General features: G+C 36.3%; 16 protein-coding genes. 12 read left to right on the plus strand and 4 right to left on the minus strand.

Going from position 1 to position 15,120, the window contains the following annotated elements:
* Positions 1-10: 10 nt before the first annotated feature.
* Both HT696_RS02110 and HT696_RS02115 read left to right on the plus strand, forming a co-directional pair.
* Complete coding sequence (locus HT696_RS02110; RefSeq protein WP_173283250.1) at positions 11-934, plus strand: carbohydrate ABC transporter permease; 924 nt, start codon at positions 11-13, stop codon at positions 932-934.
* A gap of 233 nt (positions 935-1,167) precedes the next feature.
* Complete coding sequence (locus HT696_RS02115) at positions 1,168-2,646, plus strand: ABC transporter substrate-binding protein (protein WP_101514822.1); 1,479 nt, start codon at positions 1,168-1,170, stop codon at positions 2,644-2,646.
* A 145-nt stretch (positions 2,647-2,791) separates the two neighbouring features.
* Here the strand turns inward: HT696_RS02115 and HT696_RS10625 are convergent, their stop codons facing one another.
* Positions 2,792-3,178: a hypothetical protein gene (locus HT696_RS10625; protein ID WP_240150237.1), complete on the minus strand. Its 387-nt coding sequence runs from the start codon at positions 3,176-3,178 to the stop codon at positions 2,792-2,794.
* Positions 3,179-3,361: 183 nt separating this feature from the next.
* Between HT696_RS10625 and HT696_RS02125 the strand changes: the two genes are divergently transcribed.
* Genes HT696_RS02125 through HT696_RS02135 form a run of 3 tightly spaced genes read left to right on the plus strand, consistent with a single transcriptional unit; the run spans position 3,362 to position 5,793 of the window.
* Positions 3,362-3,709 carry a LytTR family DNA-binding domain-containing protein gene (locus HT696_RS02125; RefSeq protein WP_173273195.1) on the plus strand — a complete coding sequence of 116 codons (348 nt, stop codon included), beginning with the start codon at positions 3,362-3,364 and terminating at the stop codon, positions 3,707-3,709.
* Positions 3,706-4,455, plus strand: coding sequence for a response regulator transcription factor (locus HT696_RS02130; RefSeq protein WP_112444770.1), 750 nt, complete (start codon positions 3,706-3,708; stop codon positions 4,453-4,455). The genes HT696_RS02125 and HT696_RS02130 overlap by 4 nt, the downstream gene beginning before the upstream one ends.
* A gap of 3 nt (positions 4,456-4,458) precedes the next feature.
* Entirely contained in the window at positions 4,459-5,793 is a 1,335-nt protein-coding gene (locus tag HT696_RS02135; RefSeq protein WP_173283252.1) for a GHKL domain-containing protein, read from the plus strand.
* A 106-nt stretch (positions 5,794-5,899) separates the two neighbouring features.
* On the opposite strand, the gene blpC is transcribed toward HT696_RS02135, so the two are convergent.
* The 3 genes from blpC to blpA are packed head-to-tail and all read right to left on the minus strand — an operon-like array spanning position 5,900 to position 9,622.
* The gene (gene blpC / locus HT696_RS02140; RefSeq protein ID WP_173283254.1) at positions 5,900-6,040 is read right to left on the minus strand and encodes a quorum-sensing system pheromone BlpC; all 141 of its coding nucleotides are present in this window, start codon (positions 6,038-6,040) and stop codon (positions 5,900-5,902) included.
* 56 nt (positions 6,041-6,096) lie between these two features.
* On the minus strand, positions 6,097-7,458 hold the full coding sequence (locus HT696_RS02145; protein ID WP_173283256.1) for a bacteriocin secretion accessory protein: 1,362 nt from the start codon (positions 7,456-7,458) through the stop codon (positions 6,097-6,099).
* A gap of 10 nt (positions 7,459-7,468) precedes the next feature.
* Entirely contained in the window at positions 7,469-9,622 is a 2,154-nt protein-coding gene (blpA, locus tag HT696_RS02150) for a peptide cleavage/export ABC transporter BlpA (protein WP_173283258.1), read from the minus strand.
* Between the two features lie 309 nt (positions 9,623-9,931).
* Between blpA and HT696_RS02155 the strand changes: the two genes are divergently transcribed.
* From HT696_RS02155 to HT696_RS02185, 7 genes are all read left to right on the plus strand, one after another.
* Positions 9,932-10,159: a Blp family class II bacteriocin gene (locus HT696_RS02155; RefSeq protein WP_164226314.1), complete on the plus strand. Its 228-nt coding sequence runs from the start codon at positions 9,932-9,934 to the stop codon at positions 10,157-10,159.
* Positions 10,160-10,210: 51 nt separating this feature from the next.
* Positions 10,211-10,585, plus strand: coding sequence for an immunity protein (locus tag HT696_RS02160; RefSeq protein WP_173213199.1), 375 nt, complete (start codon positions 10,211-10,213; stop codon positions 10,583-10,585).
* 5 nt (positions 10,586-10,590) lie between these two features.
* Positions 10,591-10,809 (plus strand): hypothetical protein, encoded by a 219-nt coding sequence (locus tag HT696_RS02165; protein WP_173213201.1) that lies wholly within the window; start codon positions 10,591-10,593, stop codon positions 10,807-10,809.
* 79 nt (positions 10,810-10,888) lie between these two features.
* On the plus strand, positions 10,889-11,137 hold the full coding sequence (blpZ, locus tag HT696_RS02170) for an immunity protein BlpZ (protein ID WP_112444786.1): 249 nt from the start codon (positions 10,889-10,891) through the stop codon (positions 11,135-11,137).
* A gap of 539 nt (positions 11,138-11,676) precedes the next feature.
* On the plus strand, positions 11,677-12,870 hold the full coding sequence (locus tag HT696_RS02175) for an OFA family MFS transporter (RefSeq protein ID WP_049532313.1): 1,194 nt from the start codon (positions 11,677-11,679) through the stop codon (positions 12,868-12,870).
* Between the two features lie 195 nt (positions 12,871-13,065).
* Entirely contained in the window at positions 13,066-14,052 is a 987-nt protein-coding gene (locus tag HT696_RS02180; protein WP_173253420.1) for a rhodanese-related sulfurtransferase, read from the plus strand.
* Between the two features lie 121 nt (positions 14,053-14,173).
* The gene (locus HT696_RS02185; RefSeq protein ID WP_173253419.1) at positions 14,174-15,034 is read left to right on the plus strand and encodes a DUF4299 family protein; all 861 of its coding nucleotides are present in this window, start codon (positions 14,174-14,176) and stop codon (positions 15,032-15,034) included.
* Positions 15,035-15,120 lie beyond the last annotated feature (86 nt).

Genomic DNA, 15,120 nt, shown 5'->3' on the forward strand with positions numbered 1-15,120 from the left:
GGAGGAGAATATGACAGAAAAGAAAATTAAAAAAGAAAAAATTGATAATGTCGGCATTCACTCCTTCAGTAAGAAAGCAGATATCTTCTTCAGTATCATTTCGGGTTTGATTGCCCTCTCTTGTATCCTACCTTTTGTATTCGTTATCATTATTTCAGTGACGGACGAGAAAAGCCTCCTCCAATACGGCTACAGCTTCTTCCCATCCCAATTTGGATTAGACGGTTTTGAGTTCTTGGCACAGTTTAAGGATAAAATCTTACAGGCCCTCTTCATTTCTGTCTTTGTAACCGTAGTTGGGACATTTACAAATGTCTTTATCACAACAACCTATGCCTACGCTATTTCACGGACAACCTTTAAGTATCGCAGATTTTTTACCATCTTCGTTCTGCTCAGTATGTTGTTCAATGCTGGTTTGGTACCAGGTTATATCATGGTGACCCGTGTGCTTCAGCTTGGTGACACTGTTTGGGCCTTGATTGTTCCAATGCTTCTCTCACCCTTTAACATCATCTTGATGCGTTCTTTTTTCAAGAAGACCATCCCAGAAGCCATTCTCGAATCGGCTCGTATCGATGGTGCTAGTGAGGCTCGGATTTTCTTCCAAATCTGTTTGCCATTATCACTACCAGGTATCGCAACCATCACGCTTTTGACAGCTCTTGGTTTCTGGAATGACTGGTTCAACGCCCTTCTTTACATCAAGAGTGACAACTTGTATCCATTGCAATATTTGCTCATGCAAATCCAACAAAATATGGACTACATTGCCAAAGCGGTCGGCTTGACTGGTCAACTGGGAGTTGCTCTACCGAAAGAAACAGGTCGTATGGCCATGGTTGTGGTAGCAACCCTTCCAATCGCGATTTTGTATCCATTCTTCCAACGCTACTTTGTAAAAGGTTTGACTATCGGTGGTGTGAAAGAATAGTGCTTATTGAGAAATAACATTTCTCAGTTCCCAACTTCCCTTGTGTGAAGTTAATACTCTTCGAAAATCTCTTCAAACCGCGTCAATGTCGCCTTGCCGTAGGTATAGGTAACTGACTTCGTCAGTCNNTTGAGCAACCTGCGGTTAGTTTCCTAGTTTGCTCTTTGATTTTCATTGAGTATAAGATCATTACATTGTTTATAAGTTTAAAAATAAAAAAAGGAGTTTTTATCATGAAAAACTGGAAAAAATATGCTTTTGCATCTGCTAGTGTAGTCGCTTTGGCTGCAGGTCTTGCTGCTTGTGGAAACTTGACAGGTAACAGCAAAAAAGCTGCTGATTCAGGTGACAAACCTGTTATCAAAATGTACCAAATCGGTGACAAACCAGACAACTTGGATGAATTGTTAGCAAATGCCAACAAAATCATCGAAGAAAAAGTTGGTGCCAAATTGGATATCCAATACCTTGGCTGGGGTGACTATGGTAAGAAAATGTCAGTTATCACATCATCTGGTGAAAACTATGATATCGCCTTTGCAGATAACTACATTGTAAATGCTCAAAAAGGTGCTTACGCTGACTTGACAGAATTGTACAAAAAAGAAGGTAAAGACCTTTACAAAGCACTTGACCCAGCCTACATCAAGGGTAATACTGTAAATGGTAAAATTTACGCTGTTCCAGTTGCGGCCAACGTTGCATCATCTCAAAACTTTGCCTTCAACGGAACTCTCCTTGCCAAATATGGTATCGATATTTCAGGTGTTACTTCTTACGAAACTCTTGAGCCAGTCTTGAAACAAATTAAAGAAAAAGCTCCAGACGTAGTACCATTTGCAGCTACTAAGAACTTCATCCCTTCTGAGAACTTTGACTATCCAGTAGCAAACGGGCTTCCATTCGTTATTGACCTTGAAGGTGATACTACTAAAGTTGTAAACCGTTACGAAGTGCCTCGTTTCAAAGAACACTTAAAGACTCTTCACAAATTCTATGAAGCTGGCTACATTCCAAAAGACGTCGCAACAAGTGACACTACATTTGACCTTCAACAAGATACTTGGTTCGTTCGTGAAGAGACAGTAGGACCAGCTGACTACGGTAACAGCTTGCTCTCACGCGTTGCTAACAAAGACATCCAAATCAAACCAATCACAAACTTTATTAAGAAAAACCAAACAACACAAGTTGCTAACTTTGTCATCTCAAACAACTCTAAGAACAAAGAAAAATCAATGGAAATCTTGAACCTCTTGAATACGAACCCAGAACTTTTGAACGGCCTTGTTTACGGTCCAGAAGGCAAGAACTGGGAAAAAATTGAAGGTAAAGAAAACCGTGTTCGCGTTCTTGATGGCTACAAAGGAAACACTCACATGAGTGGATGGAACACTGGTAACAACTGGATTCTTTACATCAACGAAAACGTTACAGATCAACAAATTGCAGATTCTAAGAAAGAATTGGCAGAAGCTAAAGAATCTCCAGCGCTTGGATTTATCTTTAACACTGACAATGTGAAATCTGAAATCTCAGCTATTTCTAACACAATGCAACAATTTGATACAGCTATCAACACTGGTACTGTAGACCCAGATAAAGCGATTCCAGAATTGATGGAAAAATTGAAATCTGAAGGTGCCTACGAAAAAGTATTGAACGAAATGCAAAAACAATACGATGAATTCTTGAAAAACAAAAAATCATAAGATCAATTGATTTCGTGTATTCATTCCTAACTCCTAAAATAAGAATCACTGCTTTCCTCAGGTTGGTCTGGGGAGAGCAGTGGTTTTTTGAAAGTTTTTGAAGCCATGTATGCTGAGGAAATGTATAAAGACTACCAAACCTAATTTATTTCAGGTTGTTATAAATATCATCTAAATATGAGTGAATTTCTTGTCGTATAGATTGTAAAGAATGATTTCTAGCTGTATCAATGACACCGAATATTCTGTAATGACTACGGAAAAGTTTATCATAATCAATGTAACTTCCTATGATGATAATGTTGGCAAATTCAGAACGGAGTCGTATATCTTCTATATAAGAATACATTGTATCTGAAGATAAAAACATTGATTTTATGATAAAATAGGTAGTAGTGTTATAGGAATAGATGATACGCCTAGAAACTATAATTCTCATTTTTGTTGATAAGTTTTCTTTAATATAAGAATTGATGTCACTTGTGATGATATATCCTAATAATGAAAAATGTAGAATTTGAATTGTATCCATATTTCTCCTCTTGCTCTATCATATCAAAAACATCCGATAGAAGATGTCGAAATCTTAGATTGTATAAATGTTAGCATGAAATGTTGAAAAATAACCATTTATGATAACTCAGATACCTTTTAAGATTTTTTCCATCATAGGATACTAGTTTTGATATGATATAGGAGAGTAAGGAGGAAAAATATGCAAGAATATATTTTAAGCCAAGGCAGAGCAGTTGTTAAAGTGCCTCATTCTAAGGTTTACTATGTGACAACACATCCTACGAAGGCACATGCTGTTATTTTTATTACAGCTGATGGAGTATTTGAGAAGTATATGAGCCTAGCTAGAGTTGAGGAAATGAGTCTGGGTAAATTGTTCAGGTGTCATAGAAAGTTTCTTGTTAACTTATCCAAAGTAATAGGATTGAAGTATGAAACGAAGACCATTTTATTTATGGATGAAAGAGTATCGGATATTAGCTGCTCTAGAAGATATTTTAAAACTGTAAAAGAAAGATGGTTAAATACTAAAGGAGACGAGAAATGAATATCTTTATATTAGAGGATGATTTTATACAGCAGACTAGGATGGAAAATCTGGTGTATGATATTTTAGAGAAGAATTGTTGGGAAGTAAAGCACTGTGGTGTTTATGGTAAACCAAATCAATTGTTAGAAGATATGATGGAACGTGGAGGTCATCAACTTTTCTTTTTGGATATTGAAATTAAAAACGATGTTAGAAAAGGGTTAGATATTGCTTTGGAAATCAGAGATAGAGATCCAAATGCAGTCATTGTTTTTGTAACAACTCATTCAGAATTTATGCCTGTTAGTTTTCAATATCAAGTATCAGCTTTAGATTTTATTGATAAGGAATTACCTGAAAGTGCTTTTAGGGAACGTGTGGAAAAGGCAATCGCTTATGTTCACAAGAATAAACATCAACTAATGACTGAAGATTCTTTTGTGTTTACAAATTCTAAAGCACTCGTTCAGGTTCCATTTTCGGATTTGCTTTATATAGAAACGTCAATGATTCCTCATAAGCTAGTTCTTTATTCTATGAGAGAAAGAATAGAGTTTTACGGTAAAATTTCTGATATATTGAAACAAGAACCCAGATTGGTTCAGTGTCATCGTTCTTTTATTGTGAATCCTTATAATATCTCTTCAATAGATAAGGAAGAAAAACTAGTCTATTTGAAGAACGGGTCAAGTTGCCTAGTATCTAGGTTAAAAATGAGGGCATTGCTGAATATAGTTAAAGATTTACATGATAGTAAGGAGTAGTAAATGTCATTTGTGTTAGTATCTTTGAATTTTTACATACTTTTATTTCTTCATGCAAAAATTTATGGCTATCAATTGACTATAAAGAGATCTTTAGAGTTATTGTTTTTCTATTTTTTATTAGAGTTTTTACTTTTAATCTTGATTAAGACGTTCTATATCCCTGTTGTTATTACAGTACTAGATTATCCCATCTTTTTTATTATCTACACATTTTTGTTGGATAAAAAGAAGTACAGTCTGATATTGACACTTTTTTATGCTCTGTTTCCTATCACATTTTGGTCGATTATCTATGATTTCTTTGTTGATTTTATTATTCCTAATTTTGCTAGTTTAACAGACATATATGTTTATTACGATGCTACCATTTTCTCAATTTTAGCAAGTCTCCTATCTTTGCTTATAATAAAAGTTTTTCAGTATGATTTTAGCTATCTAAGAAGTAAAGTGTTGGATAAACATTTAGCTCAAATAATGAGGATTGCTAATGCTGCAATGTTGGGTTATTTTATCCTTATTCCTTTTATTGGTTACATTAAAAACAGCCTGAATTTATCTGTAAATCATTATCAAGGAGCTATAACTGCAATCTATTTCTTTTTATTTATCTATTTTGTCAATATACTGGACAGAAATGTACGTGAGGAATTGCAAAAAGATTTAGTACTTCAAAAAGAGATTCAACTTCAAAATCTTAAGAGCTATAGTAAACAAGTAGAAGGACTTTATCAAGAGGTTAGAAGCTTTAGGCATGATTATGCAAATATCTTAACAAGTTTAAAGATAGGGATAGACCGAAAAGATATTGATTTAGTTGCTCAAATTTATGACAGTGTCTTGAAAGACTCAGGGAAAAATTTAAAAGATACAAAATTTGATGTAGTGAGATTGAGAAATATAGAGGATTTATCCTTGAAGAGTTTATTAATCTCAAAATTATCCGAGGCTCAGAGTTTACTAGTGCCAGTTTCTTTAGAAATAGAAAAACCAATCGTTATCAAAAAGATTGAGGAAATTGATTTTTTAACAGTTGTTTCTATATTGTTAGATAACGCGATAGAGGCCGCTGCAAGCGCCACTGTCGAGGAACCTCTAAGTGTTTGTTTTTTTGAAGATATGAGAAATAATAAGCAAGTTTTGATTATCCAAAATCCGACCCTAGATAGAGAGATTGATGTTACAAAAATATTTGAGAGAGGAATGTCGTCTAAAGGGCAGAATAGAGGAGTTGGTTTGTCTAATGTTAATAGTATTTTGACAAAATACCCAAATATCATTCTAAAAACTACAAGTTCTAATTTTAGATTTAAACAAGTCTTAGAGATAGAAGTATAGGTGGGGATGGGTGACTTGTATCTTTTATAATCTTTTCATGATAAAACGCATAGTATCAGTCATTTTGAAATCTGATATTATGCGTTTTTATAATTCTATAGATTTTTTATGGTTTGAAAGTAGTCCGTAATTTTAATGGTGTTGTTATAGTTTCATATAGCTCTTCCCACAATCCTCCACCTGTAACCTGGTTGAGTTCGGTAGTTGTTAGTTCTTGAAATGAAGTTAGGTTTTGTTTCTTATCCATGTTAAGATTCTCCTTTTTGATAAGATAATAAATAGTTCTAGAGTGTTATCTGAAAATTAATCAGAATGGGTTAAAATTTTATCTTTGAAATAATCAAAATATGTTTTCTTTGCAGTTACACTAGTGACGCGACCTTGTAAGCCATATTGGATGAGTTTACTATCCTCATTAGATAGTTTTGCAAGAGCGGTTAGTTTAAAGAGATTTCCTTGCTCTGTTCTGGTAGGAGTTTGATCAATTGTCTGAAGTTGGCCGATGATGGTAATGCCGTGATTTCCAATCTTCTCCAGTTTTAATCTTACAGTTTGTCCTTTATCTAGTAGAGGTAGATAGTCAGAAGATACGTAGTAAGTGATTAGTACTTCTCTTGTATCTGTGATGACAGGGAATATTTGAGCAATTTCTGTACCAGTTGGAATTCTATTTTTACCTTCAAATTCACTGTTTAAGTGAATGATACCTTTACTTGGAGCGGTTAAGGTATTGTTTTCTAAGCGCTGCGTTGCTTGATCTAGTTGTACTTTTAATTCTGTTAATTGATTCTCCACGGTTAGTTGTTGCTGTGAGGCTGTCTGTAAAAACTGAGTGCGGAGTATTTCAATTTTGGTTGCTAAACTGTTATCATAAGTTGCTACACTTCCGATACCAGCTTGCTGAATTTTGAGGCTTGCGATAGATGATTCAAGACCTGCAATACTTTGATTAATTTGAGATAAAAATGGCTCCTCTGCAGTTCCTTGTGTTTGTCCTTGTGAGGCTACAAGATAACGATTCAAAATTGACTGGTGCGGATTGCCAGTTGGTAAGCGTGCTCTGTTATTTATGATAGCATCTCTCAGCTCTTGATATTCTCCAATTTGTTGTTGAACTTTTGAAATTTCTTGTTCAATAGCTGATGAACTGCTATTGGTAAGATTAGCTTGATTTGAAACTTCAGTGTTAGTCTTTGAGATACCCAGTTCAATATCATGGGATTGTTTAGTAAAATTCATAAAGGTATTATGGTAGCCAAACTCATCCTCGCCAGAAAAAAGATCAGTCGCTTTTTCTAAGCTTTGTTTCAAAATTCCAAGTCCTTCTTTTTGCTTCTCAAGTCTTTGTAATTGAGTTTCTAAGGCAGTTTTCTGACTTTCTTCCATTGTTTCAGAGTATTTGATGAGTAAGTCCCCTTTTTCAACTACTTGATTTGCCACTAAATGATTAGCAAGGATAGGATTATCACTGGTTGACTGAATGGATGCAATGACACTTGTAGGGGCGATTTCTCCTTGGGAAGTAACAGTAATTTCTTTTGTAGCAACAAGGGAGAAAATCAAGATGAAAGTAAATAGTAATGAAAGAGGTATAATTAACACTGTCGCATAGTTATGGTAACGTCTCTGATAAAACTCGACGCTTCTAAAAAGATTAGGATTCATGACATTCTCCTTATTTGTTGAATAGATGATGGTAGAAACCTTGAGCCTGCATTAACTCTTGGTGGCTACCAACTTCAATGATTTTCCCCTGGTCAAGAACAATGACACGGTTGGTTCGTTCGGCTATACTGAGACGATGGGCTACAAAGAGAATGGTTTTATCAGTGAGGGACATAAGATTATCTATAACTTTTTTCTCAGTCAAGACATCAAGACCGCTAGTAGCTTCATCTAGTATTAAAACAGGAGCTTTAGTTAAAAGAGCACGAGCGAGGGCTATTCGTTGCTTTTGTCCTCCTGATAGACCAGCTCCATCAGAGAGCTGAGTTTGATAGCCCATAGGCATTCTTTCAATGTCTTGACGGATTTCAGCTAATTCACAAGCTCTTAGAATATCTTCTTGGCTAATCATATGATTACCGCCCAAGGTTAAGTTTTCCAAGATAGAGCCATTAAAGATATAGGCTTGTTGGGGTAGGTAATTAATATGACGGCGCAAGACTTTTTTATCAATGTTTTTGATATCCTGATGATTGATGGAAATATGTCCTTTGTAGGGTTCAAAGAAATTGACAATCATTTTTGCTAAAGTTGTTTTACCAGAACCACTGACTCCAACTAGGCTAACCTTATCTCCTTGTTTAATCGTGAGATTAATATCTGTTAAGGTATCTCGTCCAAAACCATACTTATAAGAAAGGTCATCAAATTCAATATCGCCCATCAAAAAATGTGAATGAACAGGGTTTTCTTGAACTTGAAATTCAGATTCGACTAGATAGACTTCGTTCAAACGGTTATTAGCGACCTTCGCAGATTGGAGTTTGGTTTGGAGGTTGATAATATTTTCCATAGGAGTTGTAAAGTAAGAAAGAAGTGTGTTAAAGGTAATCAGCTGACCAATAGAAATTTTACTTGACATGACTAATTGAGCGCCAAACCATAGGATAAGGATATTCAGAACTAATTTTGTTCCCTGCTTTAAACTCGTTTGTAAAATAGAATATTTACTGAGCTTAAAGGATTTTTCCAAATAATCTACAAATTCGCTGTCTATATTTTGATAGCGATTTTCTTCACTCGTGAGCGACTTTATAGTTTCAATCCCGTTGATATCTTCGATAATGGCAGAGCTAACCATAGAATTACTTTGCATGACATCATGGTTCATTTTTTCGAAAGGCTTCATAAAAGAAAAGATGATGAACATGTATATAGGAATAGAAATAAGAGAAAGAAGGAAGAGATTAGGGTTTTGTGCCAGTAAGACGCCTCCTACAAGAATCAGAATAGAAACATCCAGAAAAAGAGAAAGAATGGTAGAAGCCAAGGCATCTATAATAGAGTTAGCATCTGTGAACCGTGAAATGATTTCTCCTGTACGACGTGTCGCAAAGAAAGACATAGGAAGTTCAAAAATATGGCGGATATAGGATAAAATCACATCAATGCTTAATCTCTGACTCAGAATAGTTAGGAGATAATCTCGGGAGAAACTCATGACTTGCTGGAGGATATAGGTTATAACCAGACCAACTGAGATGATTCCTAAAGTTGATTTCATCTGATTTGGAATGTATTCATCCAAGATTCCTTGGAGATAATAAGAACCACCGATATTGATAATCGTGACCAATAAGCTTGAGAGAACAATGTAACCAATGAGAGATTTTTGTTTGAAAATCAGAGGAAGGAAGCTTAGTAGACCATTCTTTTTATCTTTATGGGGTTGATAGCTGGGTTTGGGAGCTAGAAAAATAGCTACTCCAGTCCATTCAGAGAAAAAGCGTTCTTTTGACATTTTAGTGATTTTTACAGAAGGGTCAGGATCACCAATAATCAGATAGTCTTTCTTTGTTTGATAGACAACATAGTAATGTTGGAGTTTTCCTTCTTTGTTAACGTGAACGATAAATGGATAGGGGACATCACTCATGTCAAAGAGAGTTTTATCTGCTTGAACAGGTCTTGTTTCAAATCCCATTTCATTTGCGGCTTTTACAATGCCAAGAGCAGTCGTCCCTTCCTTATTGGTCTTTGCAAGTTCTCTCAAGTGAGCTAGAGAAAAATCTGAACCATAGAATTTAGCAATCGAGGCTAAGGCAGCGACACCACAGTCTCTCGCATCTATTTGAGGAACAAATGTACGTTTATAAGAAGTCATTGGCAATTCCTTTCATATAGTAGATAGGTATATTATGCCAAACTTTACTAAAAAACTTCTTGCTAAATCGTAAACGGTATTTATATTGTCATGAACAGTAATTTTTATTAAGTAAGATGAATCATTGATTTTTATAGTTGACGATAGTATATATTAGTTTTGGTCTTTGATAAAATTTATGAAAAACATTTCGTGATGAAAAAAAGACATTTTATGATTTTAAAGAAATGATATCAGTTAATTATGATATATTGATGTTGTCAAGGTTGCAACAAGACAAAAATTAAAAATAAAAAGGAGGTATTCATCATGAATACAAAAACAATGTCACAATTTTCTGTTATGGATAATGAAATGCTTGCTCGTGTTGAAGGTGGAGATAAAGTAGGGGCTGGAGAAGTTGTTCAAGCATTAGGAATTTGTACAATAGGAGGTGCAGCTCTGGGGAGTGTTATCCCAGTTGTGGGAACTCTTGCCGGCGGGGTTTTAGGAGCACAGTTTTGTACAGCGGCTTGGGGAGCTTTTAGAGCAAGTTAAACTTTTAGCGATATAGTAGATTGGAAATAGTAGTAAAAGGAGGTGATTTATATGAAATACAGATTATTTCTTATTATTTTCTTGAGTAGTGTTTTGGATATTCTTTTAGGTACATTTTTGAAAATCTCGAATGTATCGATTGGGTGGATTGTTCTCTACAGTGGCTTATTTGAAGCAGGAGTTTTCCTTCTTGCTAATAAAGGTTTGGCGGTAAAAATCAAGGAATCAGACATTCAAAAACGCTTTAAATTTATTTTTGGAAAAACGTTATGGTTTCAAATTCTTTTGCTCATCTTTTTGGCGGTAAAACTTTATCTTGGTTTGGATGAGAGACTGATTTTACTTTATGGAAATATTTTCATTGTCTTTAATGCCTTAGTTTATCTTTTGTCTACTAGCCAAATTAATTTAACAAAGAAAGTGTGAAAAGAATGGAACAATCAGTAAATAATTTTATCATTTTATCCGATGAAAAATTAACAATGATAACAGCTGGTGATAAACAACTTGCAGACAGATTTTTAAGTGGAGTAGGTGGTGCAGTTGAGGGGCTTTCGCTTTGTGCACAGACAATCCCCTTCCCAACTCCGCAGATTTATTTAATTTGTGCAGCTGGTGGGGCGGCAGCTTCAGTTTTATGGCCACATTAGAGGATTTAGTTAGGATATAGAATTATTAATCTGGGTATCTCTTTACGCTTATACTCTCTATACTGTATAGGAACGTATCATGTATAAACACTTATTTTTTCCATATTCAAAAATCTTAGACTGGTTGACACCCTATATTCTAGTCTTGGCTTCTGACACCATTGCATTTAATGTTTTTGTGCTAACCTTTGTATCTGTAGTGGTTTTTTCTTTCCTGAATCCCATGCTAGCTTTTATAGCTATATTCTTAGGGGCTGGCTATGTTGTCGGGTTTTGGTTATTAAAATGGTTTGTTTTAGAGAGATTGGAGGTAAAGGATGACTTGTAGGAAGGTGTACTTAGTGTTTAAGTGGTTATCTTTATGGTCGTTTTCAATAAAGATTATACCTTGTTTTTGATTTTTAGTATAGTAACGTCAAATGTAGCTCCTTACATTCATTCCTAACTCCTAAAATAAGAATCACTGCTTTCCTCAGGTTGGTCTGGGGAGGGCAGTGGTTTTTTTACCTTATTTAGATAATTATCCGAATTAGATGATATAAACAATATTAAAATGATAACAGATGATTAAAATATTAAAATTTCTTATATCTTTATTAATTTTTCTTAAGTAGATTTTTAGAATAAAGTAGCTTATAATAAGAGTACAATGAAAGCGCTTAACATTGTGAAAATTCATCTTGTTCTGATTTAAGAGATCTATAGATACAAATTTTTAAGCAGTCGTATATAGATGTATGTCATTTACACAGTTCTATATACTTAAAAATTTATAGAATGATCAATTTAAACGAGGTAGGTGAAAAAATGATAAAAGTTGTTCTCCATTCTTTTTAGGAACAAGAAATTTTACATGAGGTTATTCAAATGAAAAAAACACCCAATCGATGGTTAATTTTGGCAGCAGCCATTTTAACGAATCTATCTCTAGGTGCTGGTTACGCCTGGTCAGTCTTTCAAAAGGCGCTGCTAGAAACCAATGCTAGTCAAGGATGGGTTCAAGCCCAAACTTCTTTGGCCTTTAGTATTTCTTTTGCAATGGTACCTGTTGGTATGATTATTTTCGGTCCTAAGGTTGATTCAGCAGGACCTAAGAAATTTGTATTCCTAGGTGGTATTCTCTTCGGTGCTGGTATGTTTGCTACTGGATTTGCTACTTCTCTTCCAGTCCTTTACCTCACTTACGGGGTTGTCCTAGGACTTGGTATTGGTTCAGCTTATGGAGCATCTACTTCAGTTGCCACTAAGTGGTTCCCAGATAAAAAAGGTTTAGCTGGTGGTTTGACAGCAGCAGGTTTCGGGTTAGGCCCGCTCATTATCGGTCCAGTTGCCAAAGCTTTGATTGCTTCTATGGGTGTTTACTCAACATTCAAAGTATTAGGTATCATTCTTCTAATTGTTATTTGTACTTCTTCATTGGTAATGGAGAAAGCTCCTGCAGCAGCGCCGGCAGCTGGAACAGCTCAACCAGAAGGTAAAACTTACAAAGAAATGCTTCGTGATGGAAATTACTGGCTTCTATGGTTGATTTACGTTCTTGGTGCTACTGGTGGAATGATGATTATCGGTACTGCAGCATCAATTTCTGACCAGTATAAACTTGTAGGAGAAGCTACACTATTCGTTATGCTGGTATCTATCGCTAATACATTTGGTCGTATCTTCTGGGGTACGGTATCTGATAAGATTGGTCGCTATCCTACCGTTATTGCCATGTTTGGAGCGGTTGCTACTGGTTTGTTGCTCACAGCCTTATTCAAAGGTCCTGGAAGCATCTTGGCCATCCTTGGAATTATGATGGTTGCCTTGTCATTTGGAGGCTTCCTCGGTTCATTCCCAGGAATTACTGCTGAAAACTGGGGAGTTACATACGTAGGGACAAACTATGGATGGATGTTTACTGCTTATGGCGTAGCTGCTATTGCTGGTCCTCAGTTAGGAGCACGTCTTGCACAGGCAAACCAAGGAGATTATACAATGGCCTTCTTTATCGTTATCGGCATGGCTATCCTTGGTATTCTACTCCAACTGTTCTATATGGCTAAAGCTAAAAAAGTTTAAAAATGAATCCTTGGAAAATCCAAGGATTTTTTAAAATATGATTGATACTAAGTGTAGTGTACAAGAAATTTTTTTCTAAATTGAAATATAGTAATTTCCAGTCAAATAAATTGCATTCGTTTTCTCAAGCAGGTATACTAGTATGGATAAATAAAAAATTTAGAAAATTTAAGAATAGAAAAGAGAACAAATCTTATGGCAAAAGATATTCGTGTCTTACTTTACTACCTTTATACTCCAATTGAAAATGCAGAGCAATTTGCTGCAGACCACTTGGCTTTCTGTAAATCAATCGGCCTTAAAGGCCGTATCCTAGTCGCTGACGAGGGAATTAACGGAACAGTTTCAGGTGACTATGAAACAACTCAAAAATACATGGACTACGTTCACAGCATCCCAGGCATGGAAGACCTCTGGTTCAAAATTGACGAAGAAAGTGAACAAGCTTTCAAGAAGATGTTTGTTCGCTACAAGAAAGAGATTGTCCACCTTGGTTTGGAAGACAACGACTTTGACAATGACATTAACCCACTTGAAACAACAGGTGCTTACTTGTCTCCAAAAGAGTTCAAAGAAGCCCTTCTTGATAAAGATACCGTTGTCCTTGACACACGTAACGATTATGAGTACGACCTAGGACATTTCCGTGGGGCTATCCGACCAGACATCCGCAACTTCCGTGAATTGCCACAATGGGTTCGTGATAACAAGGAAAAATTCATGGACAAGCGTGTCGTGGTTTACTGTACAGGTGGCGTTCGCTGTGAGAAATTCTCAGGCTGGATGGTTCGTGAAGGTTACAAAGATGTTGGTCAATTGCACGGAGGAATCGCAACTTACGGTAAAGACCCAGAAGTCCAAGGTGAGCTTTGGGATGGGAAAATGTACGTCTTTGACGAGCGTATCGCCGTAGATGTCAACCATGTCAACCCAACTATCGTAGGGAAAGACTGGTTTGATGGAACACCATGTGAACGTTATGTCAACTGTGGAAATCCATTCTGTAATCGTCGCATCCTGACGTCAGAAGAAAATGAAGACAAGTACCTTCGTGGATGCTCACACGAGTGCCGTGTTCACCCACGTAACCGCTATGTTTCAGAAAATGAATTGACACAAGCTGAAGTGATCGAGCGCCTAGCCGCTATCGGTGAAAGCTTGGATCAAGCAGCTACTGTATAAGATCAAACAGTCCTCAGGGGCTGTTTTTCTATGCTTTGTACTCAAAAATCTAAAGTTTGTTTCTGTATCTTTCAGGAAAATAAGGTATACTGTATGTAAACGATTTCAAAGGAGCCCAGTTATGGCGAAAACATTTTTTATTCCAAATAAACAGAGCATTTTAGGAGAACAGGAGATTTTGACTGCCAAGTCGATCTTGGCCTTGGTAGATGGCTTGGAGTCACATAGCTATGATGCAGTCTATCTCCGTCAGCCTCTTAACCGTCTCGAATATATCGAGTGTGCGATAGTGGGGCAATCACAATTTCTCTTTAAAGTTAGCTATGCTGATGGTCAAAAGGCTTACCGTATCGATCTTCCTGACCTATTAACGAAGACAGACTGGCGGATTATCAAGTCGTTTTTAGATGCCCTGCTTGCTTATACAGGAACTGAGATTGAAGGACTAGATGGTTTTGATTTTGAAGCGTATTTCCAGGCAAGTATTCAAGCCTATCTAGCAGACACTGTAGCCCATTTTACGATTTGCCAAGGAATTTTTAATCCTGTTTTCTTTAGTCATGAGGATTTGAAAAGCTTTTTAGAGGAAGATGGCTTGGCTCAATTTGAAGCGCGTGTACGTGCGGTTCAAGAGACAGATGCCTACTTTGCAAGAGTTTCCTTCTATCAGGATGGAGGAGGGCAAGTGCATGGCGTTTACCATCTGGCTCAAGGAGTCAAGACAGTGTTGCCGAGAGAACCATTTGTTCCTGTAGCCTATATGGAGCAATTGGTGGATAAGGAAGTCCAGTGGGAAATCGACTTGGTTCAAATTACAGGAGATGGCTCTAAACCAGAAGACTATGAAGCCATCGCTCGCTTGGACTATGCAAAATTCCTAGAGTCATTACCATCAGAATCTTACCACCAACTAGATGCCAATCAATTAGAAATACAACCCATCTTAGACAAAGATTTTAAAGCATTAGCACAAGAAGAGTAAAGCAGAAGCAGGTCAATCGACTTGCTTTTTGATATATAAAAAATCCTGCCATGGAAGACAGGATTGCTACTCAATGAAAATCAAAG

It is taken from the genome of Streptococcus sp. 9903 (assembly GCF_013276625.1).
GTDB lineage: Bacteria > Bacillota > Bacilli > Lactobacillales > Streptococcaceae > Streptococcus.

Coding starts and splice junctions, on each gene's coding strand:
- HT696_RS02110 (WP_173283250.1), top strand. CDS start 11: ATGACAGAAAAGAAAATTAAAAAAGAAAAAATTGATAATGTCGGCATT.
- HT696_RS02115 (WP_101514822.1), top strand. CDS start 1,168: ATGAAAAACTGGAAAAAATATGCTTTTGCATCTGCTAGTGTAGTCGCT.
- HT696_RS10625 (WP_240150237.1), bottom strand. CDS start 3,178: ATGGATACAATTCAAATTCTACATTTTTCATTATTAGGATATATCATC.
- HT696_RS02125 (WP_173273195.1), top strand. CDS start 3,362: ATGCAAGAATATATTTTAAGCCAAGGCAGAGCAGTTGTTAAAGTGCCT.
- HT696_RS02130 (WP_112444770.1), top strand. CDS start 3,706: ATGAATATCTTTATATTAGAGGATGATTTTATACAGCAGACTAGGATG.
- HT696_RS02135 (WP_173283252.1), top strand. CDS start 4,459: ATGTCATTTGTGTTAGTATCTTTGAATTTTTACATACTTTTATTTCTT.
- blpC (WP_173283254.1), bottom strand. CDS start 6,040: ATGGATAAGAAACAAAACCTAACTTCATTTCAAGAACTAACAACTACC.
- HT696_RS02145 (WP_173283256.1), bottom strand. CDS start 7,458: ATGAATCCTAATCTTTTTAGAAGCGTCGAGTTTTATCAGAGACGTTAC.
- blpA (WP_173283258.1), bottom strand. CDS start 9,622: ATGACTTCTTATAAACGTACATTTGTTCCTCAAATAGATGCGAGAGAC.
- HT696_RS02155 (WP_164226314.1), top strand. CDS start 9,932: ATGAATACAAAAACAATGTCACAATTTTCTGTTATGGATAATGAAATG.
- HT696_RS02160 (WP_173213199.1), top strand. CDS start 10,211: ATGAAATACAGATTATTTCTTATTATTTTCTTGAGTAGTGTTTTGGAT.
- HT696_RS02165 (WP_173213201.1), top strand. CDS start 10,591: ATGGAACAATCAGTAAATAATTTTATCATTTTATCCGATGAAAAATTA.
- blpZ (WP_112444786.1), top strand. CDS start 10,889: ATGTATAAACACTTATTTTTTCCATATTCAAAAATCTTAGACTGGTTG.
- HT696_RS02175 (WP_049532313.1), top strand. CDS start 11,677: ATGAAAAAAACACCCAATCGATGGTTAATTTTGGCAGCAGCCATTTTA.
- HT696_RS02180 (WP_173253420.1), top strand. CDS start 13,066: ATGGCAAAAGATATTCGTGTCTTACTTTACTACCTTTATACTCCAATT.
- HT696_RS02185 (WP_173253419.1), top strand. CDS start 14,174: ATGGCGAAAACATTTTTTATTCCAAATAAACAGAGCATTTTAGGAGAA.